This is a genomic window from Asanoa sp. NPDC049573 (assembly GCF_040676615.1).
Classification (GTDB): domain Bacteria; phylum Actinomycetota; class Actinomycetes; order Mycobacteriales; family Micromonosporaceae; genus Asanoa.
This window is the reverse complement of the sequence record NZ_JBFAPI010000004.1, coordinates 287,918-312,657: the sequence shown is the minus strand read 5'-3', so window position 1 is coordinate 312,657 and position 24,740 is coordinate 287,918. Positions and strand designations below refer to the sequence as shown.

General features: G+C 73.2%; 23 protein-coding genes. 10 read left to right on the top strand and 13 right to left on the bottom strand.

Going from position 1 to position 24,740, the window contains the following annotated elements:
- Positions 1–106 precede the first annotated feature (106 nt).
- Positions 107–1,663 carry an alkaline phosphatase D family protein gene (locus AB0J74_RS11520; protein ID WP_363447199.1) on the top strand — a complete coding sequence of 519 codons (1,557 nt, stop codon included), beginning with the start codon at positions 107–109 and terminating at the stop codon, positions 1,661–1,663.
- Positions 1,664–1,913: 250 nt separating this feature from the next.
- On the opposite strand, the gene AB0J74_RS11515 is transcribed toward AB0J74_RS11520, so the two are convergent.
- On the bottom strand, positions 1,914–4,628 hold the full coding sequence (locus AB0J74_RS11515) for a cellulose binding domain-containing protein (RefSeq protein WP_363447197.1): 2,715 nt from the start codon (positions 4,626–4,628) through the stop codon (positions 1,914–1,916).
- Between the two features lie 190 nt (positions 4,629–4,818).
- On the opposite strand from AB0J74_RS11515, the gene AB0J74_RS11510 reads away from it, so the two are divergent.
- Positions 4,819–5,640, top strand: a complete 822-nt coding sequence (locus AB0J74_RS11510) for a cyclase family protein (RefSeq protein ID WP_363447195.1) — start codon at positions 4,819–4,821, stop codon at positions 5,638–5,640.
- A 7-nt stretch (positions 5,641–5,647) separates the two neighbouring features.
- Here AB0J74_RS11510 and AB0J74_RS11505 read toward each other — a convergent pair whose 3' ends face one another.
- The 3 genes from AB0J74_RS11505 to AB0J74_RS11495 are packed head-to-tail and all read right to left on the bottom strand — an operon-like array spanning position 5,648 to position 7,357.
- Positions 5,648–5,911: a hypothetical protein gene (locus AB0J74_RS11505; protein ID WP_363447193.1), complete on the bottom strand. Its 264-nt coding sequence runs from the start codon at positions 5,909–5,911 to the stop codon at positions 5,648–5,650.
- Complete coding sequence (locus AB0J74_RS11500) at positions 5,908–6,453, bottom strand: hypothetical protein (RefSeq protein WP_363447192.1); 546 nt, start codon at positions 6,451–6,453, stop codon at positions 5,908–5,910. The genes AB0J74_RS11505 and AB0J74_RS11500 overlap by 4 nt, the downstream gene beginning before the upstream one ends.
- A 10-nt stretch (positions 6,454–6,463) precedes the next feature.
- Complete coding sequence (locus tag AB0J74_RS11495; protein WP_363447190.1) at positions 6,464–7,357, bottom strand: DMT family transporter; 894 nt, start codon at positions 7,355–7,357, stop codon at positions 6,464–6,466.
- A gap of 70 nt (positions 7,358–7,427) precedes the next feature.
- On the opposite strand from AB0J74_RS11495, the gene AB0J74_RS11490 reads away from it, so the two are divergent.
- On the top strand, positions 7,428–8,345 hold the full coding sequence (locus AB0J74_RS11490; RefSeq protein WP_363447187.1) for a LysR substrate-binding domain-containing protein: 918 nt from the start codon (positions 7,428–7,430) through the stop codon (positions 8,343–8,345).
- A gap of 19 nt (positions 8,346–8,364) precedes the next feature.
- Positions 8,365–9,195, top strand: coding sequence for a methyltransferase domain-containing protein (locus AB0J74_RS11485; RefSeq protein WP_363447184.1), 831 nt, complete (start codon positions 8,365–8,367; stop codon positions 9,193–9,195).
- Here the strand turns inward: AB0J74_RS11485 and AB0J74_RS11480 are convergent.
- The 5 genes from AB0J74_RS11480 to AB0J74_RS11460 all read right to left on the bottom strand — a co-directional run bounded on the left by AB0J74_RS11480 (position 9,137) and on the right by AB0J74_RS11460 (position 13,074).
- A complete protein-coding gene (locus AB0J74_RS11480; protein WP_363447181.1) occupies positions 9,137–9,757 on the bottom strand; it encodes a TMEM175 family protein in 621 nt (206 codons plus the stop codon). The two genes, AB0J74_RS11485 and AB0J74_RS11480, sit on opposite strands and share 59 nt — an antisense overlap.
- A gap of 59 nt (positions 9,758–9,816) precedes the next feature.
- A complete protein-coding gene (locus AB0J74_RS11475) occupies positions 9,817–10,659 on the bottom strand; it encodes a hypothetical protein (RefSeq protein ID WP_363447179.1) in 843 nt (280 codons plus the stop codon).
- The gene (locus AB0J74_RS11470; RefSeq protein ID WP_363447176.1) at positions 10,652–11,239 is read right to left on the bottom strand and encodes an RNA polymerase sigma factor; all 588 of its coding nucleotides are present in this window, start codon (positions 11,237–11,239) and stop codon (positions 10,652–10,654) included. The genes AB0J74_RS11475 and AB0J74_RS11470 overlap by 8 nt, the downstream gene beginning before the upstream one ends.
- 189 nt (positions 11,240–11,428) lie before the next feature.
- A complete protein-coding gene (locus tag AB0J74_RS11465; protein ID WP_363447173.1) occupies positions 11,429–12,049 on the bottom strand; it encodes a DAK2 domain-containing protein in 621 nt (206 codons plus the stop codon).
- An 8-nt stretch (positions 12,050–12,057) separates the two neighbouring features.
- The gene (locus AB0J74_RS11460; RefSeq protein WP_363447170.1) at positions 12,058–13,074 is read right to left on the bottom strand and encodes a dihydroxyacetone kinase subunit DhaK; all 1,017 of its coding nucleotides are present in this window, start codon (positions 13,072–13,074) and stop codon (positions 12,058–12,060) included.
- 162 nt (positions 13,075–13,236) lie between these two features.
- Here AB0J74_RS11460 and AB0J74_RS11455 point away from each other — a divergent pair, with 162 nt between their 5' ends.
- Positions 13,237–14,793, top strand: a complete 1,557-nt coding sequence (locus AB0J74_RS11455; protein WP_363447167.1) for a glycosyltransferase 87 family protein — start codon at positions 13,237–13,239, stop codon at positions 14,791–14,793.
- Between the two features lie 66 nt (positions 14,794–14,859).
- Here AB0J74_RS11455 and AB0J74_RS11450 read toward each other — a convergent pair whose 3' ends face one another.
- The 3 genes from AB0J74_RS11450 to AB0J74_RS11440 form a co-directional block, all read right to left on the bottom strand.
- Positions 14,860–16,326 carry a phosphoesterase gene (locus tag AB0J74_RS11450; RefSeq protein ID WP_363447166.1) on the bottom strand — a complete coding sequence of 489 codons (1,467 nt, stop codon included), beginning with the start codon at positions 16,324–16,326 and terminating at the stop codon, positions 14,860–14,862.
- A 123-nt stretch (positions 16,327–16,449) separates the two neighbouring features.
- Positions 16,450–17,376, bottom strand: coding sequence for a M56 family metallopeptidase (locus AB0J74_RS11445; protein WP_363447164.1), 927 nt, complete (start codon positions 17,374–17,376; stop codon positions 16,450–16,452).
- Positions 17,373–17,726 carry a BlaI/MecI/CopY family transcriptional regulator gene (locus tag AB0J74_RS11440; protein WP_363447162.1) on the bottom strand — a complete coding sequence of 118 codons (354 nt, stop codon included), beginning with the start codon at positions 17,724–17,726 and terminating at the stop codon, positions 17,373–17,375. The genes AB0J74_RS11445 and AB0J74_RS11440 overlap by 4 nt, the downstream gene beginning before the upstream one ends.
- Positions 17,727–17,837: 111 nt before the next feature.
- Here AB0J74_RS11440 and AB0J74_RS11435 point away from each other — a divergent pair, with 111 nt between their 5' ends.
- The 5 genes from AB0J74_RS11435 (at position 17,838) to AB0J74_RS11415 (ending at position 24,348) form a co-directional block, all read left to right on the top strand.
- Positions 17,838–18,359: a PadR family transcriptional regulator gene (locus AB0J74_RS11435; RefSeq protein ID WP_363447161.1), complete on the top strand. Its 522-nt coding sequence runs from the start codon at positions 17,838–17,840 to the stop codon at positions 18,357–18,359.
- Positions 18,356–19,030, top strand: coding sequence for an ABC transporter ATP-binding protein (locus AB0J74_RS11430; protein ID WP_363447160.1), 675 nt, complete (start codon positions 18,356–18,358; stop codon positions 19,028–19,030). Before AB0J74_RS11435 ends, AB0J74_RS11430 begins: the two co-directional genes overlap by 4 nt.
- Complete coding sequence (locus AB0J74_RS11425) at positions 19,027–21,261, top strand: FtsX-like permease family protein (RefSeq protein WP_363447158.1); 2,235 nt, start codon at positions 19,027–19,029, stop codon at positions 21,259–21,261. The genes AB0J74_RS11430 and AB0J74_RS11425 overlap by 4 nt, the downstream gene beginning before the upstream one ends.
- A 59-nt stretch (positions 21,262–21,320) precedes the next feature.
- Positions 21,321–22,085, top strand: coding sequence for a YaaA family protein (locus tag AB0J74_RS11420; RefSeq protein WP_363447156.1), 765 nt, complete (start codon positions 21,321–21,323; stop codon positions 22,083–22,085).
- Positions 22,086–22,170: 85 nt separating this feature from the next.
- The gene (locus AB0J74_RS11415; protein WP_363447154.1) at positions 22,171–24,348 is read left to right on the top strand and encodes an MMPL family transporter; all 2,178 of its coding nucleotides are present in this window, start codon (positions 22,171–22,173) and stop codon (positions 24,346–24,348) included.
- A 223-nt stretch (positions 24,349–24,571) separates the two neighbouring features.
- On the opposite strand, the gene AB0J74_RS11410 is transcribed toward AB0J74_RS11415, so the two are convergent.
- A complete protein-coding gene (locus tag AB0J74_RS11410; protein WP_363447152.1) occupies positions 24,572–24,739 on the bottom strand; it encodes a hypothetical protein in 168 nt (55 codons plus the stop codon).
- Between the last annotated feature and the right edge of the window lies 1 nt (position 24,740).

Sequence of the window (24,740 nt, the reverse complement as noted above, 5' to 3'; positions counted from 1 at the left end):
GCGCCGGCAAACCGTCAACCTGCGCTCAACCCGCCGCAACCCGGCACACACCTAAATCGTGATCATCAATGGGGTACGCGTTGTCCATCGGAGGGCGAAGCCTGCCATGCAACCCCGTATCGACCGTCGTCAACTCCTCAGTCTTGCCGGTGCCACCGGCGTCGGACTCGCCGCCACCGTCGCTGGCGTCAGCTCGGCTCCGGCCCTGGCGAACGCTACGCACCACGTCGACCCGTTCACCCTGGGCGTCGCCTCGGGCGACCCGCTGCCCGACGGTGTCGTGCTCTGGACCCGGCTCGCGCCGGACCCGGTGGCCGCCGACGGCCTCGGTGGGATGCCGCCACACGTCGTCCCGGTGACGTGGGAGGTCGCCGAGGACACCCGGTTCCGCCACGTGGTCAGGCGCGGCGTCGAGCGGGCCACCCCGGAGCTCGGCCACGCCGTGCACGCCGAGGTGCACGGCCTGCGCGCCGGCCGCGAATACTTCTACCGCTTCCGCACCGGCAACGCGGTCAGCCCGGTCGGCCGCACCCGCACCGCGCCCGCGGCCAGCGCCCGCCCGCGCGAGCTGGCGTTCGCGTTCGTCTCCTGCGCCAACTACCCGACCGGCTACTTCACCGCCTACCGGCACCTGGCGGCCGAGGAGCTGGACCTGGTCGTGCACCTCGGCGACTACCTCTACGAGGGCCCGGCGGCCGGCACGCTCGGCCGGGCCCACCTGCCGGCCACGGAGACCTTCTCGCTGGCCGACTACCGGATCCGGCACGCGCAGTACAAGACCGACGCCGACCTGCAGCTCGCGCACGCCCGGTTCCCGTGGGCGGTGACCTGGGACGACCACGAGGTGGAGAACAACTACGCCGACGAGTTCTCCGAGGACCCCGCGCAGGACCCGGAGTCGTTCCTGCGCCGCCGGGCCGCCGCCTACCAGGCCTACTACGAGCACATGCCGCTGCGCCGGTCGGCCGTGCCGCGCGGTGCCGACATGCGCATCTACCGCCGCCTGCGCTACGGCCGGCTGGCCGAGTTCAACCTGCTCGACGGCCGGCAGTACCGCAGCGACCAGGTCACCGACCAGGCCGCGCTCGACGACCCGGCCCGCTCGATGCTCGGTGCGGAGCAGGAGCGCTGGCTGATCGACGGGCTGAGCCACTCGGCCGGCACCTGGAACATCGTGGCCCAGCAGACGGTGATGGCCAAGGCCGACCGCGATCCGGGGCCGGGCGAACTGCTGCCCAACGACAACTGGAACGGCTACGAGCCGGCCCGCCAGCGCCTCTTCGACGGCGTGGTCGAGCGCCGGGTGGAGAACATGGTCGTCATCACCGGCGACGCGCACTGCAGCATGGTCGCCGACCTCAAGCAGAACTTCGACGACCCGGCATCGCGTACGGTCGGCGTCGAGTTCCTCGGCACCTCGGTGACCTCGGGCGGCGACGGCGCTCCGATGGACACCCGGGGCACCGAGTGGCTGGCCTCGAACCCGCACATGAAGTTCTACGACGCCCGCCGCGGCTACGTCCGCTGCACGGTCGACAACCACACCTGGCGCAGCGACTACCGCGCCGTGCCCCAGGTGTCCACACCGGACGCCGCGGTCTCGACGATCGCCAGCTTCGTCGTGGAGGAGGGCCGCCCGGGCGTCCACACCGAGCGTTCTTGACGACACCGGGGTGCGCCGCCGGCCGTTGTGGCGCACGCCGAACCGGCAGCACGCCGTCTTCCCGATCGTCGCACGCATCCTCTTCAGTGGGGCGGGGTGCCGACCACATGAGACGCTTTCAAGCGACGTGGTCGGTCAAGACGTGGTACTGGACGTCAAGCGTGCTGCCGCTGGCGGCCCGACCCGGGCCCGGCGGATGATCTGTTGTGGCGCTACCGCGCCGCCCGGGAGCGGCGCGGTAGCGCGGCCGTCAGCTCCGCTGGCAGGTCACCGTGGCCGGGATGGCCGCGGTGCCGGTGCCGAGGAAGCCGAACGTGGTGCTGCCGTCGGGCGCCAGCGTGCCGTTCCACGTGGTGTTGCGCACGGTCACGGCCGGGCCCGACGCGGTGTAGTCGCCGCCCCAGAGTTGGGTGATCTGGGTGCCGCTCGGATATGTCCAGGTCACCGTCCAGGCCGAGGTCGGCGTGTTGCCGGTGTTGCGGACCGCCACCTCACCCTGGAACCCGCCCGGCCACGAGCCGGTCACCCGGTAGGTGGCCGCGCACCCGCCGGGCCCGGCGGTCGCTGTCGGTGTCGGCCCCGTCGTCGGCGTCGCGGTGGGCGTCGGTGTCGCGGTCGGCGTCGGTGTCGCGGTCGGTGTCGCTGTCGGGCTGGCCGTCGGGCTCGCGGTCGGCTCCGGGCCAGTGCGGTCGGCGACCAGGATGCCGCGGCCGTTGGTGCCCAGGTAGACCCGGCCGAAGACGCGCGGGTCGCCGGTGAGCGCCTCGCCCGCGTTGCCGTACTGGTGTTGCGCGTCGTTGATCCGCACCCACGAGCCGCCGGTGTCGTCGGAGCGGAACACGCCGGCCACGCCGTCGACGGTGCCGACCAGGAAGACCGCCGGATAGGAGCGGCCCGGCGCCGCCTTGCCGAAGCCGACGTTGACCGCCGCGGACACGGTGGACACCCGGGCGAACGTCGCGCCGTTGTCGGTCGAGCGGTAGAGCCCGGCGCTGCCGGCCACCCAGACGTCACCGCCGACCGTCTTCAGCTTGCCGCCGTCGGGCAACCCGGACGCACCGGCGGTGAACGTCCGCCCGCCGTCGGCGCTGGCGTAGACGCGGCCGGCCGCGTACCCGAAGAAGCGTTGTGGGTTGGTCCTGCTCGCCTCGACCAGCGCGCCGGCCGGGATGCCCGACGACGCGGCCCAGGAACTGCCCCGGGTGGTCGAGACCTGCACGCCGGTGCCCTGCGGGCTCCACACCACCGCGCTCGCGTCGGTCGCGATCGCCACCGTGCCGCCGCCGGTGACGCTGGCCGGCTCCTGGCCCTGGTACCAGGTGCGGCCGCCGTCGGTGGAGACGCCGATCCGGTTGAGGTTGGGGTTGGCCGCGCGGTCGCCGTTGCCGACCCGGACCATCACCGACGGGTTGGCCTCGGCGAAGTCCAGGCTGGTGTTGCTGCCCAGGTTGGGCGTGTCGTGGAAGCTGGCCGGCACGGTGGCCAGGTCGTCGTGCCGGAAGCCGCCGATGTCGCCGAGCGCGCTGACCAGCGGCGCGCCGGACGGCGGGCTGGCCAGGTCGAGCACGGCGGTCTCCTCGATGCCACGGGCCATCGGCCGGACCGTGAACGTGCCGCTCGCGCTGTCCCAGGCGGTCAGGTTGGTGGTGGCGTACAGCGTGGCACCAGTGCCGTACAGAAGCCGGTCGGGGTCGAACGGGTCGATCTCCAGCGACTCGGTCATCCAGCCCAGCTTCGGCGTCTGCTCGGGCTGCGCGGGCGCGGTGTTGAAGTCGAGCCAGGGGTTGGCGGAGATGTCCATCGTGTAGCGGTTGACCCGGGCGGGATAGCCGTTGAAGTCCCATACCCGGGACCAGGTGGCACCGCCGTCGCGGGTGCGGAAGAAGATCACGTCGGGCCACCAGGAGATCTGCGTGGCCACCACCAGCGTGCCGGGGTGCTGCCTGTCGATGGTCAGTCCACTGTAGCCGAAGTAGTCGTCGGAGCTGGTCGACGGCACCGGGCTGATCCGGGTCCACGCTCCCGTCGACCGGGACAGCTTCCAGACGTCGCCCTTGCCGCCGTCGTACGGGCCGCCGGTGTCGCTGGTCGCGATGTAGAGGAAGCCGCCGGCCGGGTCGACCACCGCCTTGTGCGCCAGGAAACCGGTCGGCTGGTCGGGGATCCGTTGCCAGGTCACACCCGCGTCGGTGCTGCGGTAGACCGGATTCTGCTTGTCGGCCACCCCGACGTAGATGGTCCGCGTCGCGCTGCCCATGGTGCCGGTCGACTGGTCGAAGTCGACCCAGGTGACGCCCTGGTTGCCGGTCAGGTAGCCGGTGGGGTCGGACGGGTCCTGCGCGTAGTTGCCGGTGTTGGGAAACGCGGCCACCCGGGCCCAGGTGGCGCCGTAGTCCGTGCTCCGCCAGAGCCCGTTGCCCCCTTCGGCGCCGAAGTAGACGATCCGGCTGTCGTTGGGGTCGACCGCGAGCCGCTCGCCCTGCCCCCGGCCGGGCATGTTGCCGCCCACCTTGAACGGCAGGTTGAACGCCTGCCAGGAGGCGCCCCGGTCGGTGGAGCGCAGGATCGCGCCGGTGTTGGGGTCCCAACTGTTGGTATACATGCCCACGGCGGCGTAGACCCGGTTGGTCTGCACCGGGTCGGCGGCCATGCTGAGCACGCCGTTCCAGCCCCAGCGGTCCCAGCCGACCCAGTCGAGCAGCGGCACCCAGGCGCCGCCGGCGGCGTTCCAGCGGTAGGCGCCGCCGATGTCGGTGCGCGCGTAGATCAGGTCGCGCTGACCTGGGTTGAACACGATCCCGGAGACGAATCCGCCCCCGTCGATCCGGACATTCTTCCAGGCGTACGCGTCGGTCGCGGCCGCGGTCGGCACCAGTGCCGGCCGTGGCGCGACGAAGGTGAGGGCGGCCGCCGCGGCCAACACGGTCGCGGCCAGGGCCGGCACCCAGGTGCGGGATGAGCGCATGGTTCTGCCTCTCGGTGTGCGTCGTCGCGCACAGCGGAGGAGGCCGCTGACAGCCGGCGGGCGCGCGGGAGCGGAACGAACGCGCGGCGCACCCCTGCCCTGGCGCCGCACCGGCCCGGCTTCCCGCACTCGGCCTCGCCGCCGAGGTTCACACGTGCGATCGGCCCGTGTCAATGATGTGATGGGCGGCATGTGTACGACGCCTGAGTGTCCACGACAGACCACACCGGCCGTCACCCGCAGGGCGGCCCTGATCGGCGGCGCGCTGGCCGCCGCCGGCGCGACGTTCGCCGCCGCCTCGCCGGCCCAGGCCGCACCCCGGCACGGGCGCGGGCTGGCCGACCTGACCTACCCGCTGACCACCACGTTCCCGGCGTTCACGCCGGGCGAGGAGCCGGCCCGCCGGACCTTCGTCACGATCCCCGACGCCGGCTACTACATGCAGGAGTGGCGGATCCTCGAACACTACGGCACCCACGTCGACGCGCCGGGCCACTTCATCGAGGGCGGCCGGCTGTCGACCGAGATCCGGATCGACGAACTGGTCTCGCCGGCCGTCGTGATCGACATCGCCCGCCGCGCGGCGCGCGACCCCGACACCACGGTCACCGTCGACGACCTGCTGGCCTACGAACGCCGCTATGACCGCATCCCCCGCGGCGCGGCCGTGCTGATGTATTCCGGCTGGGGCGCCAAGGTCGGCGACCCGGACGCCTACCGCGGCACGGACGCGGCCGGCACCCTGCATTTCCCGGGCTTCGGCGTCGACGCCTGCGAGTGGCTGCTGCGCCGGCGTGGGATCGGCTCGCTCGGCGTCGACACGCTCAGCATCGATCCGGGCGTCTCGACCACCTTCGACACCCACCTCGCCCTGCTCGGCGCCGACCGCTACGGCGTGGAGAACGTGGCCAACCTCGACCGCCTGCCCCGGCACGGCGCGACGGTGATGGCGGGCCTGATCCCCTACGAAGGCGGCTCCGGCGGCCAGGCCCGGGTCTTCGCGACGTGGTGACCGCTGACTATTCGACGGGCCGGCGCAGGGAGTAGGTGACGCCGTAGAGGCGGTGCGGCTCGTTGGGGTAGTAGGTCGCGCTGCGATGGTAGGCCTGCCACCCCGCCGCTCCCGCCCGGTTGAGGTGGCGCATGTCGTTGAAGCGCTCGTCGGTGCCCCACCGCTGGGCGCCGCCCGGGTGGTGGAAGGTGGCGTTCCAGTCCATGAACTCGTCGGCGCCGTAGGTGCCGGCGGCCCGGTATTCGAGCCGGGCGTACTCCCATGTGGTCACACGGACGATTGTGCCGGCCGGCGTGCGCCACGGGCCAGGGCCTGCAGGGAGTATCCGAGCAGCAGCAGGCCCTCGGCCAGGCCGACCACCAGCGCCGAGTTGACCGACGAGGCCAGCCCGGTGATCAGGCCGGCCAGCGCGACGAGACAGGTCGCCGCGGCCAGCGGGCGCAGCAGCGGGTCGCCGAGCACCGGGGCCAGCGGCACGAAGTGCACGCCGACGACGAACGCGACCCAGACCGGGATGTGGTCCGGCTGGCCCAGCCGGCCCAGGACGATCGCGCCGACGAAGATCACGGCGAACTCGATGCCGACGATGATCCCGTAGCGCCGGCTGGCCGCCCGGTCCTTCATCGCCGAGCCGTCGGCGGGTGCGCGCAGGCCGGTGACCAGGCCGACGGCGGCGACCAGCACCGAGACGAAGCTGCCGGCGGTCAGCCAGCCGGACTCGGCGCCGGCCTGGGCCCAGCCGAACCAGGCCGACGCGAAGAACCCGAGGAAGAGCGCGGTGAAGCCGGCGTCGCGGCGGGTCGGGGCTCGCATGATCGTGAACCTAGTGCGCGGCCGCCGGGGTGTCGACGGCGGGCGCCGGCGCCGGGGTGCTCGGGCGGGTGGACAACCAGCAGCCGGCGACGATCAGCAGGAAGCCGAACACGGTGCTGACCCGCAGCGGTTCGTCGAGGATCGCGACGCCGAGCAGCACCGCCACCACCGGGTTGGCGTAGGTGACCAGGCCGGCGCGGCTCGGTCCGGCCTCGCCGATCAGCCGGTAGAACGCGAGCAGGGCGGCCGCGGTGCAGAGCAGGCCGAGGGCGACCAGCGAGGCCCAGGCGCCGCCGCTGACCGGCGCGGCCGGCAGCGCGAACGCCGCGAACGGGGCCAGCAGCACGGTGCTGACCGTGGTCGTGCCGGCGACCAGCGCGGTCGGCGGGATGTCCGACGCGCGCCGTTGCACAAACACCGTCGCCACCGCGTAGAGCAGCGTCGCCAGCAGGATCATGCCGGCACCGAGCAGGCCCCAGCGGTCGCCGGAGACGTCGAGCCCGACCAGCACGCCGACGCCGACCAGGCCGAGCGCCAGGCCGGCGATCCGAACGGGCGTCAGCGGTTCGGCCCGCACCATCAGCAGGGCGATCAGCACCGGCTCGATCGCGATCAGCAGGCCGGTCAACGACGAACTGATGTGCTGCTCGCCGTAGGTGATCAGCAGGAACGGGCCGACGATGTGCACCACGCCCAGGAAGACCACCGCGCCGAGGTGGCGGCGCAACGCGGACAGCGTGCCCTGGACGGCGGCCACCGGGACCAGCATCGCTGCGGCGATGGCGACCCGGCCGGCGACCACGACCATCGGTGACAGGTCGTCGATGGCGATCTTGATCAGCAGGTACGGGATGCCCCAGAGCACGGCGACCAGGGCGAAGAGGATCCAGGCTCGACGATTCACAGGACGAGCCTGACGCCGTACCGTGATTAGCGGTAGTTGTGATTTGCGATGCTCGTGTTAAGGAAAACTGATGATCGACGTGCAGCGTCTCCGGGTCTTCCGCGAGGTCGCCCGCCAGGGCAGCTTCAACCGCGCCGCGGCCGCGCTGCGGCTCACCCCGTCGGCCGTCTCGCAGCAGATCAGCGCGCTGGAGCGGTCGCTGGGCACGGCCGTGGTCTGCCGCAGCACCCGCGGGATCGAGATCACCGACGCCGGTCGGGTGCTGGTCGACGCGACCGACACGATCGCCGCCGAACTCGACTGCGCCGAGCGCGAGATCGCGCGGCTCGGCGCGGCCGGTCCGCGGCTGACGATCGCGACGTTCGCCAGCGGCGGCCAGCGCCTGCTGCCCGGGGCGCTGATCAGGTTCTCCGCGGCGCACCCGGAGGTGACGCTCACCGTGCTGGAGGCCGAGCCGGACGAGAGCCTGCTGCAGGTGCGTTCCGGCGCCGCCGACCTGGCGCTGACGTACCACTTCGACGGGCCGCCGCCGGTCGCGCCCGACGACCGCTCCGGGCTGACCTGGACCCCGCTGCTCGACGATCCGATGTGGATAGTGCTGCCGGCCGGCCACCGCCTGGCCGGCCGCGAGTCGGTCGCATTGCCCGACCTCGCCGGCGAGCGCTGGGTGCAGGGCTGCCTGTCGGCCACCGACATGATCGACCACTACGCCGCGCTGGCCGGCTTCCAGATCGAGGTCGCCTGCCGGGGCACCGACTACGTGTTCGCGCAGGCGCTGGTGCGGGTCGGCGTCGGGGTCAGCCTGGTGCCGGGCACCGCGCTCATCGCCGACGCCAACGGGCTCGCGATGGTGCCGCTGGAGCCGCCGCGCCCGTCCCGGCGCATCGGCGTGGCCACCGCGCGGCGCCGCTCGCGCGACCCGCTGACCCGCGCGCTGGTCGAGGCACTGTCCCAGGAAGTAGGAGAGCCCTCCCGGATCCCGGGATAGCCGGCGTACGGTCGACCGCATGGTCGTCTACACACACGGGCACCACGAGTCGGTGCTGCGCACCCACCGCTGGCGCACCGCCGAGAACTCCGCCGCCTACCTGCTGCCGTCGCTGACACCGTCGGCCACGCTGCTCGACGTCGGCTGCGGGCCGGGCACCATCACCGCCGACCTGGCCGCCCGGGTCGGCTCGGTGACGGCGGTGGAGAACGCGCCCGCGGCCCTCGACCTGGCCCGAGCGGAGGCCGCCGAGCGCGGGGTGCGTATCGAGTTCGCGGTCGAAGACGTGCACGCGCTGAGCTTCGCCGACGACAGCTTCGACGTGGTGCACGCGCACCAGGTGCTCCAGCACGTCACCGACCCGGTCACCGCGCTGCGCGAGATGGCCCGGGTGTGCCGCCCCGGCGGGGTGATCGCGGCCCGCGACGGCGACTACGAGACGTTCACCTGGTGGCCGGAGCTACCGGCGCTGGTCGAGTTCCGCGACCTCTACCGCGCGGTCGCCCGGGCCAACGGCGGCGAGCCCGACGCCGGCCGCCGGCTGTTCTCCTGGGCCCGCGCCGCCGGGCTCGACCCGGTCGCGACGACGTCGTCCTGGTGCTTCGCGACGCCGGAGGACCGCGCGTGGTGGGGCGGGTCGTGGGCCGACCGGGTGACCGGGTCGGCCATCGCCGACCGGGCCGTCGCGCTGGGCCTGGCCGACCGCGCCGACCTGACCCGGATGGCCGACGCCTGGCGCGAATGGGCCGCCGCCGACGACGGCTGGTTCTCGATGGTGCACGGCGAGATCCTCAGCTCGCCGCGCGCGGTCGCGACCCCGTCTGCCGGAAGCAGTAGTAGAGCGCGATGACGAAGTGCGCCGCCAGGGTGGCCTGCGCGCTGAACACCGCGATCACCATGGTCAGCGCGTAGAGGACCAGCCCGACGGTGCTGAACCGGACCACCGACCGGCGCAGCGCGACCGGGTCGACGCCGGCGGCGAGCAGTGCGGGCCGCCCGGCCACGTAGCGGTAGAGCAGCGTGAAAGCCAAAGACATGGCCAGGAACAGTCCGGAGTAGACCAGCGCGGCGGTGCGGGCGGCGGAACCGCCGGCGGTGAGATATTCGGCGAACAACGAGGTGGCGAACGGGATCGCGGCGACGGTCATCAGCAGCAGCAGGTTGAGGAAGAGCGCGACCCGGTCGATCGCGCCGAGCAACTCGAACACCGCGTGGTGGTTGACCCAGATGATGCCGATGAGCAGAAAGCTCGTGACGTACGCGGCGTAGCTGGGCCACTCGTGCCCGAGCGCGTCGGCGAGCGAGCCCTCCAGCGCGTCGCGCACCGGCACCCGCAGGTCGAGCACCAGCAGCGTGATCGCGATCGCCAGCACGCCGTCACTGAACGCCTCGGTCCGTCCGGTCTCACTCACCCGACCAGTATGGCCAGCGCGGCCCGTCGCGGGGCGCCCGGCGGCGCCCCGGGCGGTCGCTACTTCGGCGGCCTCGGCGGCTTGTCCTGCGGGCTTTTCGATGTTTTCGACGGCTTCGGCTCCTTCGAGGGCTTGCCGGTGCCGTGGTCGCGGCCCCAGCCGTTCCCGTTCCCGTTCCCGTTCCCGTTGCCGGGGACGGCGTCCGTCGGTACCGGCGGCCCCACGGTCCGCGGCCCCACCGTCTGCGGCCCCACCGTCTGCGGCGGCGCCGGTGCCGGGTGCGGCGCCTGGGTCGGGCGGTCGTGCTCCGGGCCGGCCGGCCCGGCCGGATCGCTGGCCGCCGGCGGCGCCGGCGCGCGGCCGGGCAGGGTGCCGGTCGCGGCGGCCACCGCGAGACCGCCGCCGGCCAGCACCGTGCCGGCGATCGCGACGGTCAGTGCCCGGCCGATCGCCCGGACCCGCCGACGGTTCCGCGGTGGCGCGGGTGCCGCCGGCTGTGCCCGCTCCGCTCCCCGAGCCGCCCGGAAGGCGGCGACCGCGGCGTCCTCGCCGCGCAACTCGGCGGGGTGGGCGGGGGCGCGCAGCGCGGCCAGCGCCGCCAGCCCGGCCGGCGGCGGGCCGCCGTCCAACATCTTGTCGAGCTCGAGTTCGAACCGGACGTCCGGATCGAGGCCGGACTCGCGGTCGGAATCGTGGTCGCGGTCGGGGTCGCGGTTGAGGCCGGGCCTGAGGTCGCGGTCGGGGTCGCGGTTGAGGCCGGGCCTGAGGTCGCGGTCGGGGTCGCGGTTGAGGTCGGGCCTGAGGTCGCGGTCGGGGTCGCGGTTGAGGTCGGGCCTGAGGTCGCGGTCGGGGTCGCGGTTCGGGTCGCGGGCGGGTTCGGCTGGGCCGAAACGGTCAGGCATGGTCGTGGTCCAGGGTCTCGGCGAGCTTGCGCAGCCCGCGGTAGCAAGCCGTGCGCACCGCGCCGGCGCGCTTGCCCAGCACCCGCCCGGCGGTCGCGGCGTCGAGGCCGACCACGACCCGCAGCAGCACCGCCTCGGCCTGGTCGCGGGGGAGGGTCGCGATCAGTGCCAGCGCCCGTTCGGTGGCCAGCGCGTCGCTGGCCGCCGCCGCCGTGTCGGCGACGCCGGCCAGACTGGCCAGCCGCTCCTCGGCCGCCACCGTCTCCGGGCGGCGCCGGGTGCGGCGCAGGTGGTCGAGCGCGCGGTGCCGCCCGACCGTCGCGCACCAGCCCCGGAAACCGGCCAGGTCGCCGCTGAACGACGGGAGGTCGCGGCAGACCTGTAGCCAGGTCTCGGAGGCGACGTCGTCGGCATCGGTGCCGACCAGGAGCCGCAGGTAGCGCAGCAGGCCCGGATGGACCAGCCGGTAGAGCGACCGGAACGCCGTCTCGTCGCCGGCCAGCGCGGCGGGCAGCGGGTCGTCGCCCGGGTGCGCGGCCCAGCGGTCGTCACCCGGGTGCGGCGGCCGCCTGGACGTCATGACCACGGCACACCCTGGCAGTGCTGGTCGGGCACGGAAGGATCCTCCACGGGTGGACGCCGGTCGCCTGCTGACCTTTCCACCCGCGTGGCCGGCGCACAACCCGGCCCCGGCGGCGCGTGGCCGCCAGGTCGATGTCGGTTGTGCGCCGCACCCCACGCCAGGAGAGCGCCGGGCGGCCGCGGTGCGTCACACCAGGTGCGCTGGGTCGGGCAACTGGCCGCGGCTGCCCGGGTCGCGGTAGACGGCCAACGCCCAGAACAGCAGCGCCATGCCCATCGCGCCGGCGTCGGGCGTACCCACGGCGCGTTCTCCGACGTAGGAGGCGCGGCCCATCCGCGGTGTCAGGTCGGCGGTCGCCCGCGCGTGGTCGAACGCCTGGTTGGCGACCATCGTCCAGTCCAGCGGCGGGCGGGCCGCGTGAACGTCGCCGAGCGTCGGGCCGAGGCAGTCCAGCATGGTCCGGTCGCCGACCTTGGCCTCGCCGACCCGCGACACCGCGGCCGTACCCGCGTCGAGGCCGGCGACCAGCGCGGTGTCCTCGTCGGCGGCGCCGTCGAGGCTGCTGCCGACGTCGTTGAACAGCAGGCCGATCAGCGGTCCGCTGGTGCCGCCGACCTCGTCGAGGAAGTAGGTGGCGGTCACCTCGAACTCGGTGGCCAGGTCGGCGTCGACCGGGATGCGGGTGACCGCGCCGCGCAGGCCCTCGCGCAGGTTGTCGCCGTAGTCGCCGTCGCCGGCAACCTGGTCGAGGCGGGTCAGTTCGCCGTACGCCTGGTCGGCCGCCTCCAGGTAGAGGTTCATCAACATGGCCGGCCTCACTTCCGGTATCCGGCGGTCCAGGCGGGCGCGTCGAACAGCGCGGTCCAGCCGCCGGACGGATGGGCCTCCATGGAGGGCTCCAGCATCGTCATCGTGATCGAGAAGCCCTTCATATCCAGTGCCGGCGTGTACGGGCCGACCAGGCTGCGCTCCACCGTGATGTCGCGGAGGGCCAGCGCGTCGACCGCCTCCGCGAACACGTTGTAGAGCTCGATGTAGGTGGTGCCGCCCAGGCCGTTGACGAACAGCAGCACCGCGGTGCCGGCGGGCAGGTGGTTGACCACGTCGTCGACCATCCGGCCGACCAGTTCCTCCAGGGGCGGCCGCGGGATCGTGTGCTGGGCCCGTTCGCCGTGGATGCCGACGCCGTACTCGAGTTCGCCCTGTTCGAGGGCGAAGCCCGGCTCGCCGGTGACCGGCGACGTCTGCGCCAGCGAGGCGACCGCGATGCTGCGCGACCGCCCGACGATGGTCTCGCCGAGGGCGACCAGTTCGTCGAGCCCGGCGCCCTGGTCGGCGGCGGCGCCGAGCAACTTCTCGGTCAACACCGTCGCGCCGGTCCCACGCCGCCCGGTAGCCGTCTGCTGGCTCTCGGTGGCGACGTCGTCGTCGACCAGCACGCGGGCCACGGGGATGCCGTCATGCCGCAACCGCTCGGCAGCGATGCCGAAGTTGATCCGGTCGCCGGTGTAGTTCTTGACGATGTGCAGCACGCCACCGGGCCCGGCGACGGCGCGACTGCCCTCGTAGACCTGCCGGTTGTGCGGCGAGGAGAACACCCGCCCGGGCGCGGCCGCGTCGAGCATCCCGCGCCCGACCAGCCCGGTGTGCATCGGCTCGTGCCCGGATCCGCCGCCGGAGAGCAACCCGACCTGCCGCCGCGGGTCAGGATCGACGGCCCGCACGTAGATCGGATCGGTGTTCAACTCGACCACGCCGGCCTGGTCCCGCGCGTACCCCAACAGGGCGCGGTCGACGTACTCGGTCTTGGAGGCATAGAAGGGTTCCGCCATCGGTCTTCTCGATTCCTGATCGGTATCGGTCACCGGTGCGCGCCAGCCGTATCCACCCATCATGCGACGGCGACCGGGTGACCGTCCGGCCTTCCCCCTCGTACGGTGGTGATCTCCGATGACAAACCTCGCAGGAAGGCATCGACCCGCTAGATTGCCGGTATGGGAACTGCCGGCCGCCGGGCGGTGCTGCTCTGGTCCCTGTTCGGGGTCGTCGCCGTGGTCTCCTGCGCGCTGGTGTGGAGACGGCCGGACCGCCTTTCCGACCTGCACATCTACTACGGCGCCATCACGCACCTGCGGGCCGGGCGGCCGCTCTACGACTACGTCGCCGAGAACGGCGGGCCGTTCACCTACCCGCCGTTCGCGGCGCTGGCGCTCGGGCCGATCGGGTTCGTCCCGGAAGGGCTGCTGCAGATCCTGTGGCTCGTCGCCACCGTCGGCGCGCTGGCCGCCATCGCCGCCGCCGTGGGGCGGGGCCGGCCGGAGCTGGCCGCCGCCGTCGCGTGTGGACTGTTGCTGTCCGCACCGGCCCAGAGCAACCTGCGCTTCGGTCAGGTGAGCGTGTTCGTCGTGCTGCTGGCGCTGGTCGACGCGCTCGGCCTGACCCCGGCCCGCTACCGCGGCTGCCTGGTCGGCCTGGCCGCGGCGGTGAAGCTCACCCCGCTGCTGTTCGTCGTCTACTTCCTGGCCGCCGGCCGTTACCGCGACGCCGGCCGCGCGGCCGGCGCGTTCGTGGCCGCCGCCGCGGTCGGCGCGCTGGTGCTGCCGTCGGCGAGCTGGACCTACTGGACCGGCACGATGTTCGAGACCGCGAGGATCGGCAATCTCGCCTCCCTCGGCAACCAGTCGGTGCAGGGCATGCTGCTGCGCGTCGGCCTGCCGACCACCGCCCTCCCACTGGTCTGGGCGGCCCTGGTCGCGCTGCTCTGCGTGGTGGCGTTGCTGCGCGCCCGCCGGCTCGCGCTCGAAGGGCACCCGACCAAGGCCGCCGTGCTGGTCGGCTGTGCCACGGTCGCGGCGTCACCGGTGTCCTGGACCCACCACCAGCTCTGGCCGGTGCTGGCCGCGATGCTGCTCATCGGCACCCGCGGCGCCGTGCACCGGGCGGCCGGCGCCGCCCTGCTCACCGCCATGGTGCTCTCGCTCGGCGTGGTGCTGGCCGGCGTCTCGTTCACCCCCGGCGTGCAGTTCGTGCTGGAGAACGCCCGTGCGCTGGGCACCGTCGGCATCTGCGCGCTGGGCTTCGGCGCGGCCGCGGTGACCGCGCACCGCACCGCCCGCCGCGCCGCCCGCCGCTGGACCCTGGCCGGTGCGGCCGTGGCGGCGGTCGCCGTCGTCGCGGTGCAGCCGCTGCCGGCCTCGGCCGACCCGACGTTCAAGGCCTACCGGATCGCCGACACCGCCAACCCGCGCTACTTCTACGTCTGCCGCGACCAGGCGAGCTGCGCGGCCTTCATCGGCGACCGGTCGATCCGCTTCGGCGTGGTCGCGGAGAAGACCAAGGTCCGCGTCAACGGCGTGGTCGGCCCGGCCGTGGCCCGCCTCGAATACCGCTCCGGCCCGGGCGGCCGCCCACGGGAGATCCCGTTGCTGTCGGCGTACCAGGACGGTCGGGTGTTCTCGTTCCGGTCGGCGAGCCTGGCCCACGGGCGGCTGGTCGCCTACGACCCGGCCGGCCGGGAGATCGCCAGCTACACGGGCCTGCGGCCGGCATGACGCCGGCCCGCCACCCGGGAACGGGTGACGGGCCGGCCAGGCGGCACGCCTGTCAGGGGAGCGCGGTCAGCGCACGCTGACGAACACCGGGTTCGAGTAGAACCACAGGTCGTCCCAGGGGCTTTCGAGGCCGTCGGCGGCCGGCTCCAGCTCGTCGGTGCTGGTGCCGCGGACCCGCGCGTACAGGTCGCCCTCGACGTTCTTGATCGTGTGCTTGACGACGAAGTCCTTGCCGTCGCGGTGCCAGTCGGACCGGCCGAAGCGGGCGACCACCTTCGTCGTCTTGTTCGTGTCGGAGTTGACGTCGGCGGCCAGGCCGGTGATCCTGCCGACGATCAGGTCGACGCGGCGGACCGCCGGGCGGTCGCCGTTGCCGTTGACGCCCTGGAGCTCGCGGAAGCGGATCTCGATCTCCACGTCGTTGCGGTTCTTGCGGCTGACGGTGATCTCCTCACCGACGTTGGCCGACTTGCCGCCGCTGCGCGCGGTGACGTCGAGCGCGCTGATCAGGTCGCCGGTGACGACCCAGATCCGGCCGTTGCGCAGCGCGTCCATGATGTCGGCGTAGTCCTGGCGGGCGTACACGTAGGTCTTGCTGTACTCACCCGGCCAGAAGTCCGAGCCGCCGCGGGTCCAGTGCACGTGCGAGTCCGAGGTGGCGGTGATCCACCACTTGCGGCCCTCGCCGAGCAGGGAGTCCCACAGGCCGCCGACGCGGGCGGTCATCTGGTCGAAGCCGCCGTAGGTCGGGTGGCTGCCGTAACCGCCGCGGGCGCCGCCGTTGAGCGGGCCGGCCTGGTGGCCCGGCGCGCCCTCGAACCCGATGTAGACATCCGGCGCCGCGTTGTTGCCGGCGCGGAACTCGCGCGGGGTGTCCTGGCCGTAGACGCCGAGACCGCTGGCCGAACGGGCGGCGTGGTGTGCGATGACGATCGGCTTCTGCCGGTGCGACGCCGCGCTCTTCAGGAACTCGACGAACTTGGCCTCGGTGTCCCGCGACGGGTCGGTCGGGAACGCGTCGAACTTGTTGAACCGGCTCTCCAGCTCGAAGAGCAGCTTCGCCTCGTCGTCGTGCCGCGGGATCATCAGCGTGTGGTGGTCCATCTGCGGGGTGTCGAACTCCATCCCCCAGAACTGCAGCACCTCGGGGACCAGCTTGCGCGAGCGCAGCAGGTCGGGGTAGGCCTGCTCCAGGTTCACCTTCGAGTGCGTCGGTCCGCCGTGGTCGGTGCACATCGCCCAGGTGAGGCCGAAGTTCTTCGCCATGATGGCGTTGGTGACGATCGGGTATACCGCGTCCGCTCCCTTGTGGAAGGTCGGCGGGTTGGTCGAGGTGTCGAACTCGCCACTGTATTCCGAGTGGATGTGGTGGTCGCCGGCGCGCCACGCCCGGGCGGTCGAGGAGCCCGATTCCTTCGAAGCGGCCTGCGCGGCGGTGCCGCCGATCAGCGGGGCGGCGGCGACGATGGTCGCGCCGACCCCGGCGTACTTGACGAGCTGCCGGCGCGAGTAGCCGGATTCAGCATTGGACATGGTGAGGCCCTTCCATATTTCACTGCTCGGCGTGCGCCACTGAGCCTCGGAGGCCGCCATGAACCGGTGGTGAACGCGCCGCGCACCCGCGGCGAACTCCTAACCTCGATAGGAGATAGAGACTCAGCCGAGCCAGACGCACCGCACGACGCCCGGCCACCAGCCGTCCAGCGCCAGGCCGACCACCGGCAGCACGGCGATGACCAGCAACGCGGCGCCGATCCCGGCCGCCCGCCACGGACCGAGCCGCTTCGGGGGTACGAGCAGCCGGCGCAGCCGTTCGGCCACGTCACCACCGTGTGCCGCGACCAGACCGGACGCAGTGCCGCCCGCCGCCATGGTGACCAGCGCCGCCGCCAGCGCCCGCCGGCCGTGCGCCCGGGCCGCGACGTCGTCGGCCCGCAACTCGACCAGCCGGCCGATCTGTTGCTGCGCGACCCGGGTCAGGCGGAGCCCGGGCAGTGCCCGCGCGGCCAGCCGCACCGCGTCGAGCAGCAGCTGGTGCCGGCCACCGGCGTGCGCGTGTTCGTGAGCCAGCACCGCGCCGAGTTGCGCCGGGGTCAGCTCGGCGAGCGCGCCGCTGGTGACCACGACCCGGCGGTCGGGCGCCAGGTAGGCCGCCGCCCGCGGGTGCTCGATGACCGTGCCGCCGAGGCCGGCGTCGGGCCGGCCGGCCAGGGTGAGCATCGCGCGGTGCCGGCGCCGGGAGCGGACCTGCGCGCGCAGCACCCAGCCGGCCCGCACCAGCGCGGGCAGCAGCGTGCCGGCCACGCCGATCGCGACCGTGTCACCGGCGACCCGCAGCGCGAGGGCCGCGGCGGGGGAGTCCGGGTGGACGCACCAGACCAGCAGCGCGCAGACCACCGGCGGTCTCGGCAGCAGCACCGCGACGCCGGCCGCCAGGATGCCCGAACCGACCGTGCCGAGCAGCACGCACCAGGCGGCGATGGCCAGCCGCGGCGCGCGCCGAACCCAGCCCGCCGCCGGCAGCCAGCGCCCGCCGGCGAAGCCGATCAGCAGGGTGAGCGCCAGCAGGTTGGCGGCGATCACGCCGACTCGCGCAGCATCCGGAGCAGCTCGGCACCTTCCTCGGGGCTGAGCTGCCGGACGAAGCCGGCCAGCGCGGACGCCGGGTCACCGCTCTCGGCCATCGCGTCGCGCATCAGCCGGGCGCCGTAGTCGCCACGGCTCGACAGCGGCGTGTAGCGGAAGGCCCGGCCGTCGCGCTCGCGCCCCAACCAGCCCTTGCGGTGCAGGTTGTCGACGACGGTCAGCACGGTGTTGTAGGCCAGCTCGCGCTCGGGCCGCAGGTCGGTCCAGACCTCCCGCACCGACGCGGGCGCGTCGCGCGCCCACAGCCGGTCCATGACCGCCGCCTCCAGCTCACCGAACGCCCGCACGCTGGGGATTCTGGCGGGTCCGGGTGTCCGCGAGCTTGCCGTGAGGTGTCATCCGACTATGCACCCTCGGCGTATACGCTCAGCGTATACATGTGGTGTATGGTGCTCCGCATGAGTGTTCCTCTCACGCTGCTCGGCCTGCTGGAGCGCGAGCCCAGCCACGGCTACGACCTCAAGCGCGACTACGACACGTTCTTCGGCCGGGGCAAGCCGCTGCCGTTCGGGCAGGTCTACGCGACGCTCTCGCGGCTGGCCCGCGACGGCAAGGTGGTGATCGCCGTCGAGCCCGGCGACGGGCCGGAGCGCAAGCGCTATGTCATCACCGAGACCGGCGCCTCCGAGGTCGACGCCTGGCTCGTCGAGCCGCTCGAGCCCGAGCCGCACCTGCAGACGGTGCTGTTCGCCAAGGTGGTCCTGGCGCTGATGCTGGGCCGGCCGGCGGAGGAATACCTCGACACCCAGCGGCGGGCCCACCTGGCCCGGATGCGCGAGCTGACCGAGGTCAAGCGGGGCGGCAACCTGGTCGACGCGCTGCTGGCCGACCACGGCCTGTTCCACCTCGAGGCCGACCTGCGCTGGATCGACACCACCGTCGCCCGGCTCGACGCCCTGGCCTCGGCGGTGACCAAATGATGATCGACGCGCGCGACGTGGCCCTGTCGTTCGGCGAGACCCCGGCCCTGCGCGGCGCCAGCCTCACCATCGCCGAGGGCGAGGTGCTCGCGGTGATGGGCCCGAGCGGCTCCGGCAAGTCGACCCTGCTGCACTGCCTGGCCGGCATCCTGGTGCCCGACGCCGGCGAGATCCACGTCGCCGGCCGCCGGGTCGACACCCTCGACGAGGGCGCCCGCAGTGCCCTGCGCCGCGACGAGTTCGGCTTCGTCTTCCAGTTCGGCCAGCTCGTCCCCGAGTTGACCGCGGTCGAAAATGTGGCCCTGCCCCTGCTGCTGGCCGGCACCCGGCGGCGGGCGGCGGTCGCCGAAGCGAGCGCCTGGTTCGGCCGGCTCGACCTCGACGGCCTGCAGGAGCGCCGGTCCGGTGAGCTCTCCGGCGGCCAGGCGCAGCGGGTCGCGCTGGCCCGCGGGCTGGTCGCGCGACCCCGCGTGCTGTTCGCCGACGAGCCGACCGGCTCGCTCGACTCGCTGACCGGCGAGCACGTGATGGACCTGCTGGTCGGTGCGGCCCGCGAGCAGGGCACGACCGTTGTCGTGGTCACCCACGAGGCCCGGGTCGCGGCGTACGCCGACCGCGAGGTCATCGTCCGCGACGGCAAGGTCACCACCCCCGCCGTGGTGCCGTCGTGATCGGGCTCGGTCTGCGCCTCGCGGTCGCCGGTGGTCGCGAGGCGGCCGTGCGGCTGGTCGTGGTCGCCGCCGCGGTCGCACTCGGCACCGGGCTGCTGCTCGCCACGCTGGCCGGCATCAACGCCACCAAGACGCAGAACCTGCGCTACGCCTGGCTCAACACCGGCGCCGACCCGTCGACCACCTCGGCGGTGGCCGGCGTCGACCCGGCCTGGTGGCTGATCCGCGAAGACTATTTCCACGGCGAGCAACTTGGCCGGGTCGACGTCGCCCCGACCGGCCCGGCCGCACCGGTGCCGTCCGGCCTGGCCGCGCTGCCCGGGCCGGGGGAGTTCTACGCCTCGCCCGCCCTGCACGACCTCCTGCGCACGACGCCGGCCGCCGAGCTCGGCGACCGCTTCCCCGGTCGTGAGGTCGGGGTGATCGGCGCCGCGGCGCTGCCGTCGCCCGACAGCCTGCTGATCGTCGTCGGTCAACCGGCGGACGTGCTGGCCGCCCAGCCGGCGGCCGCGAAGGTCAGCCGGATCCTCACCACCGATCCGGCCGACTGCAACCGCTGCATCATCGGACTCGACAACACGATGTTCACCGTGTCGCTGTCGGTGATCGCCGCTGCGTTGATCTTCCCGGTGCTGATCTTCATCGGCACGGCGACCCGGCTTTCCGCGGCCCGGCGCGAGCAGCGGTTCGCCGCGATGCGGCTGATCGGCGCCACACCGCGCCAGGTCTCGGTGCTGGCCACCGTCGAGTCGACGGTGGCGGCACTCGCCGGCACGCTGCTCGGCTTCGGCGTCTTCTTCGCGCTGCGACCCGGCCTTGCGACGATCCCGTTCACCGGCGCCACGTTCTTCCCCAGTGACCTGGCGCTGACCCTGGTCGACGTGCTCGCGGTGGTGGTCGGCATCCCGGTCGGCGCCGCGATCGCCGCGCGGCTCGCACTGCGCCGGGTCCGGATCTCGCCGCTCGGCGTGACCCGCCGGGTCACCCCGAAGCCCCCCGGTGCCTGGCGGCTGTTACCGCTGATGGCCGGCATCGCCGAGTTGGCCTGGTTCGTCGGCCGCAAGCCGGCGACCACCGACGGCCAGACGTTCGCCTACATCGCCGGCGCGGTGCTGATGGTGGCCGGCCTGGTGCTCGCCGGGCCGTGGCTGACCATGCGCGCGGCTCGGCTGGTGGCCAACCGCGCCCAGCGCCCCGCCGCGCTGATCGCGGGACGGCGGCTGAGCGACGACCCGATGGCCGCGTTCCGGGCGGTCAGCGGCCTGGTGGTGGCGCTGTTCGTGACGACCGCCGCGAGCGGCGCGATCACCTCGTATGTGGCCGAGCGCACGACACCGGCCGGTGACTCGGTCGCGGCGACCTCGATGTCCCAGACCTTCTGGCCCGAGGAACTCGTCCCGGGCACGCCCACACCGTCCATAGCAGACATTCCGGCCGGCCTCTCGGCCATCACGGGTGTGAAAGCGGTGATCCCGGTGCGGGAAAACCTGCGCGAGATCTCCAGCGATCCCGACAACCCGCAGGGTCCTGGGTTGATCAGCTGCACCGACCTGGCGCGCACGCCCGAGTTCGGCCGATGCCCCGACGGCGCCGGCACGGCGGCGGTGTGGAACGACCTGATCGGCCCGCGCGAACCGGGCGCATCGCCCGGCCAGCGGGTCTGGCCCGCGTCCGACATCACCGACCTCGACTCGCTACGGCTGCTCTCGGTCGTGGTGCAGACCGACGGGTCGGCCGCCGCGAAGGAACGCGTGCGGACGGTGCTCGCGACGATGAACCCCTGGGGCCGGTTCCCGTCCACCGAGGCGGAGTGGGAGGCCGACTCGGCGCGAATTCTCGTGCAGTTCCAGCGGCTGGCCGCCGTGGTGATCCTGGCCAGCCTGCCGATCGCCGGGTGCAGCCTGGCGGTCAGCGTGATCGCCGGCCTGACCGACCGCAAGCGACCGTTCAGCGTGCTGCGGCTGACCGGTGTGCGGATCCGGATGCTGCGCGCGGTCGTCGCCCTGGAGAGCGCCGTGCCGCTGCTGGTCGTCGCCGCGGTGGCGATCGGGGCCGGCTTCCTCGCGGCCGCGCTGTTCCTGCGGGCGCAACTCGACTACGCGCTGCACGCGCCGGATGCGAGCTACTACGTGATCGTGGCCGGTGGCCTGGTCGCGTCCCTCGCGATCATCGCGGCCACCCTGCCGCTGCTCCGACGGATCACCGGCCCGGAGACGGCCCGCAACGAGTAGGCACCGGCGGCCGGCGTCCCGGGTGGGGCGCTGGCCGCCGTACCAGGCAAAATGGTCTTGTGATCATCCTGATGCACAGCTCGAAGACGATGCGGGCGCCGAGCACCGGGCACAGGCCGACCGGCACCCCCGTGCTCATCGACAAGGCCCGCGAGCTGGTCGACGAGCTGCGGGCGGTGCCGGCGGCGAAGCTCGCGAAGATCATGAGCGTCTCGCCCGAGCTGGCCGAGAAGACCCGGCAGCAGTACGCGGACTGGAACACCGACACCGCCGCGCAGGCGCCGGCCGCCGAGTCGTTCGTCGGCGACATCTACAGCGGGCTGCAGGTGGACTCGTTCACCGCCGCGCAGCGCCGCTACGCCGACGCGCACATCCGCATCCTGTCCGGCCTCTACGGGATCCTGCGGCCGTTCGACGGCATCCGCCCGTACCGGCTGGAAATGGGTTATCGCCTGCCGAGCGGCAACCTCTACCAGTTCTGGGGGCGCGCGATCGCCGAACAGCTGCCCACCCGCGGGCCGATCGTCAACCTGGCCGCGGCCGAATACAGCAGGACCGTCACGAAGTTCGTCGACCCGGAGCGGATCGTCACCCCGAAGTTCCTGACCGCCGACCCGAAGACGGGCGAGCCGAAGTTCGTCGTCGTGCACGCGAAGATCGCGCGCGGCGCGTTCGCCCGCTGGATGGTCACCACCGGGGCCAAGGAGCTGCGGGAGTTCGACGACATCGGCTACCGGCACGAGCCGGGACTGGGCACCGAGCGTGAACCGGCGTACGTGTGCGCGGAGTTCGGCGGCAAGGGTCTGTCCATCCGGCTGACCTGACCATTTCCCCCAACTTCGGGCTCGGGGTCCGGTCCGGGCGGACCCCGGAGGCGGCGTCGGTGATCCCGGTAGCAGGATCTCCGGTATGACGCAGACGACTCCGGCGACCCGCACCGAGGTGGCGCCGGCACCGGCCCGCACACCGCTGCTCGGCCGGCTCGGCCGCTGGTGCTTCCGGCACCGCTGGGCGGTGGTCGGCCTCTGGTTGGTCGCCGTCGTCGCCGGCGGGTTCGCCGCCGGTCCGGTGTTCGCCGGCCTCGACGACAGCCAGGGCCCGTCGTCGCTGGAATCGGTCGCGGGCAGCGACGTCATCGCCGACGCGTCCACGTCTTCCGGTGCGATCGTCGCGGTGGTCCGGGGCATCGACCCGGCGGCGCCGGCGGTACGCACGGCCGTGACCGACGGCGCCGCCCGGGTGGCCGCGGTCGCCGGGGTGACCGGCGTGGTCACGCCGTTCGCCGACAGCCCGGCGGCCGCCGCGCTGCGCGCCACGGACGGCCGCGGACTGCTCGTCCAGGCCCGGCTCGGCGAGCTGGACGGCGACGCCCTCGGCACCGCCACCGACGCGGTCGAGGCCGAGTTGCGCACCCTCGGGCCGGCGCTGGTGGCGGCCGGCCAGGCCGACGCCACCGTCGAGGTCGGCGGCGGGCGGCTCGTCAACAAGCAGGCCAACGCCCAGGCCCAGAAGGACCTGTCGTTCGCCGAGCAGCTGTCGCTGCCGATCACCCTGCTCGTGCTGGTCTTCGTGTTCGGCGGCCTGCTCGCCGCGGTGGTCCCGGTGCTCGGCGCGATCGTCTCCATCGCCGGCTCGTTCTCCGTGCTGCTCTTCTTCTCCACCGTCACCACGCTCGACCAGAACGCCGTCACCGTGGTCAGCCTGATGGGCCTCGGCCTGTCCGTCGACTATGGACTGTTGCTGGTCGCGCGCTACCGCGACGAACTGGCGGCCGGCCGCGAGCCGCTCGACGCGATCGCGGCGGCGTGGGCGACGGCCGGCCGCACCATCCTGTTCTCGGCCCTGACGGCCGCCGCCGCGCTGGCCGGGATGCTGGTCTTCGGCGTGACCGGCCTGTCCGCGCTGGGTGCCGCGGGGGTGTCCGTCGCGCTGGTCGCCCTGCTCATGTCGCTGACCTTCACCGCGGCCCTGGTCGGCCTGTTCCGGCGGCGGATCCGGCCGTCGAAGCGGCAGGTCGCCGCGGGCGACACCGACGGCGGCTTCTTCTGGGGACTGGCCCGTGGCGTGCAGCGCCGGCCGCTGGTCACCGCGCTGGCGACCGCGCTGGTGCTGATCGCCGCCGGCTTCCCGCTGCTGACCATGAAGGTCAAGGTGGAAGACCTCGACGGCCTGCCCCGCTCGCTGGAGTCGGTCCGGGTGATCGACACGCTGGCCGCCGAGTTCGGCCAGCCGGACCAGCCGGCGCTGACCGTGGTCGCCCGCACCGACGCCGCCACGCTGGAGGCGTGGGCCCGGTCGCTGCACTCGCCCGACATCGCCGGCGTGCGGCAGGCCGACCAGATCGCGCCGGGCGTGGCGACCGTCGACATCGACGCGGTCGGTGACGCCGAGGGCCCGGCCGCGCTGCGCCTGGTGGACGTCGCACGGACCGACCGGCCGGACGGTGTCGACTCGTGGGTCACCGGCATCGCGGCGATCCACACCGACCTCAACGGACTGCTGCTCTCCCGGCTCCCGTACGCCATCATGTTGACCCTGGTCGCCATGGTCGTGCTGTTGTGGGCGATGACCGGCTCGCTGGTCGTGCCGGTCAAGGCGGTCGTGATGAACGTGATCTCGCTCGGCGCCACCTTCGGCGTGCTGAGCGCGGTCTTCGAGCACGGCGTGCTGTCGGGCCTGCTGCACACCCACGTGGTCGGCGGCATCAGCCCGTTCGTGCTGGTCACGGTGTTCGCGTTCGCGTTCGGCCTGTCGATGGACTACGAGGTGTTCCTGCTCGCCCGGATCAAGGAACAGGTCGACCAGGGCGTGCCCAACGACCTCGCGGTCCGCCGCGGCCTGCAACGCTCCGGCCGCATCATCACCTCGGCCGCGCTGCTCATGGTCATCGTGTTCAGCTGCTTCCTGACCGGCCGGATCGGCACGGTGCAGCAGATCGGCCTGGGCCTGGCCGTGGCGGTGGCCGTCGACGCGACCCTGGTCCGCTGCGTCCTGGTGCCCGCGACGATGACGCTGCTGGGCCGCTGGAACTGGTGGTCGCCGCGGCGCCTGGCCCGCCTGCACGCACGGCTGGGCCTGCGCCACTAGCGGGTCGGTCACGCCGAGGCGCGGAGGCGGTCGCGATGGCCTACAAGGTCAAGGTCCGGCGCGGGTCGACGTGCGCCGGGGATCCCGGCAGGTCCACCGGCGGGCTGCTGTGGGCGACGAACGGGCGCCCCTCTGGAACCGCTGGCGCACGATCGACAAGGGCCTCGCCTACGCCGCGCTGCGGTCCCGCGAGATCGCCGTCGTAGGTGCTGGAGCCGCGCTGTTAGCTCCGGCGGGTGCGGACGGCCATGGCGACCGCGAGCACCGCGAGCAGGGGGACGACGACGAACACCCAGGCGCCGCCCGGGCCGAGGCTGTCGCGGACGACCATCGCCAGCAGGATCGCGGTGGCCGCGGCGACGATGGGGTAAATCGTCCAATTCGGCTTCATG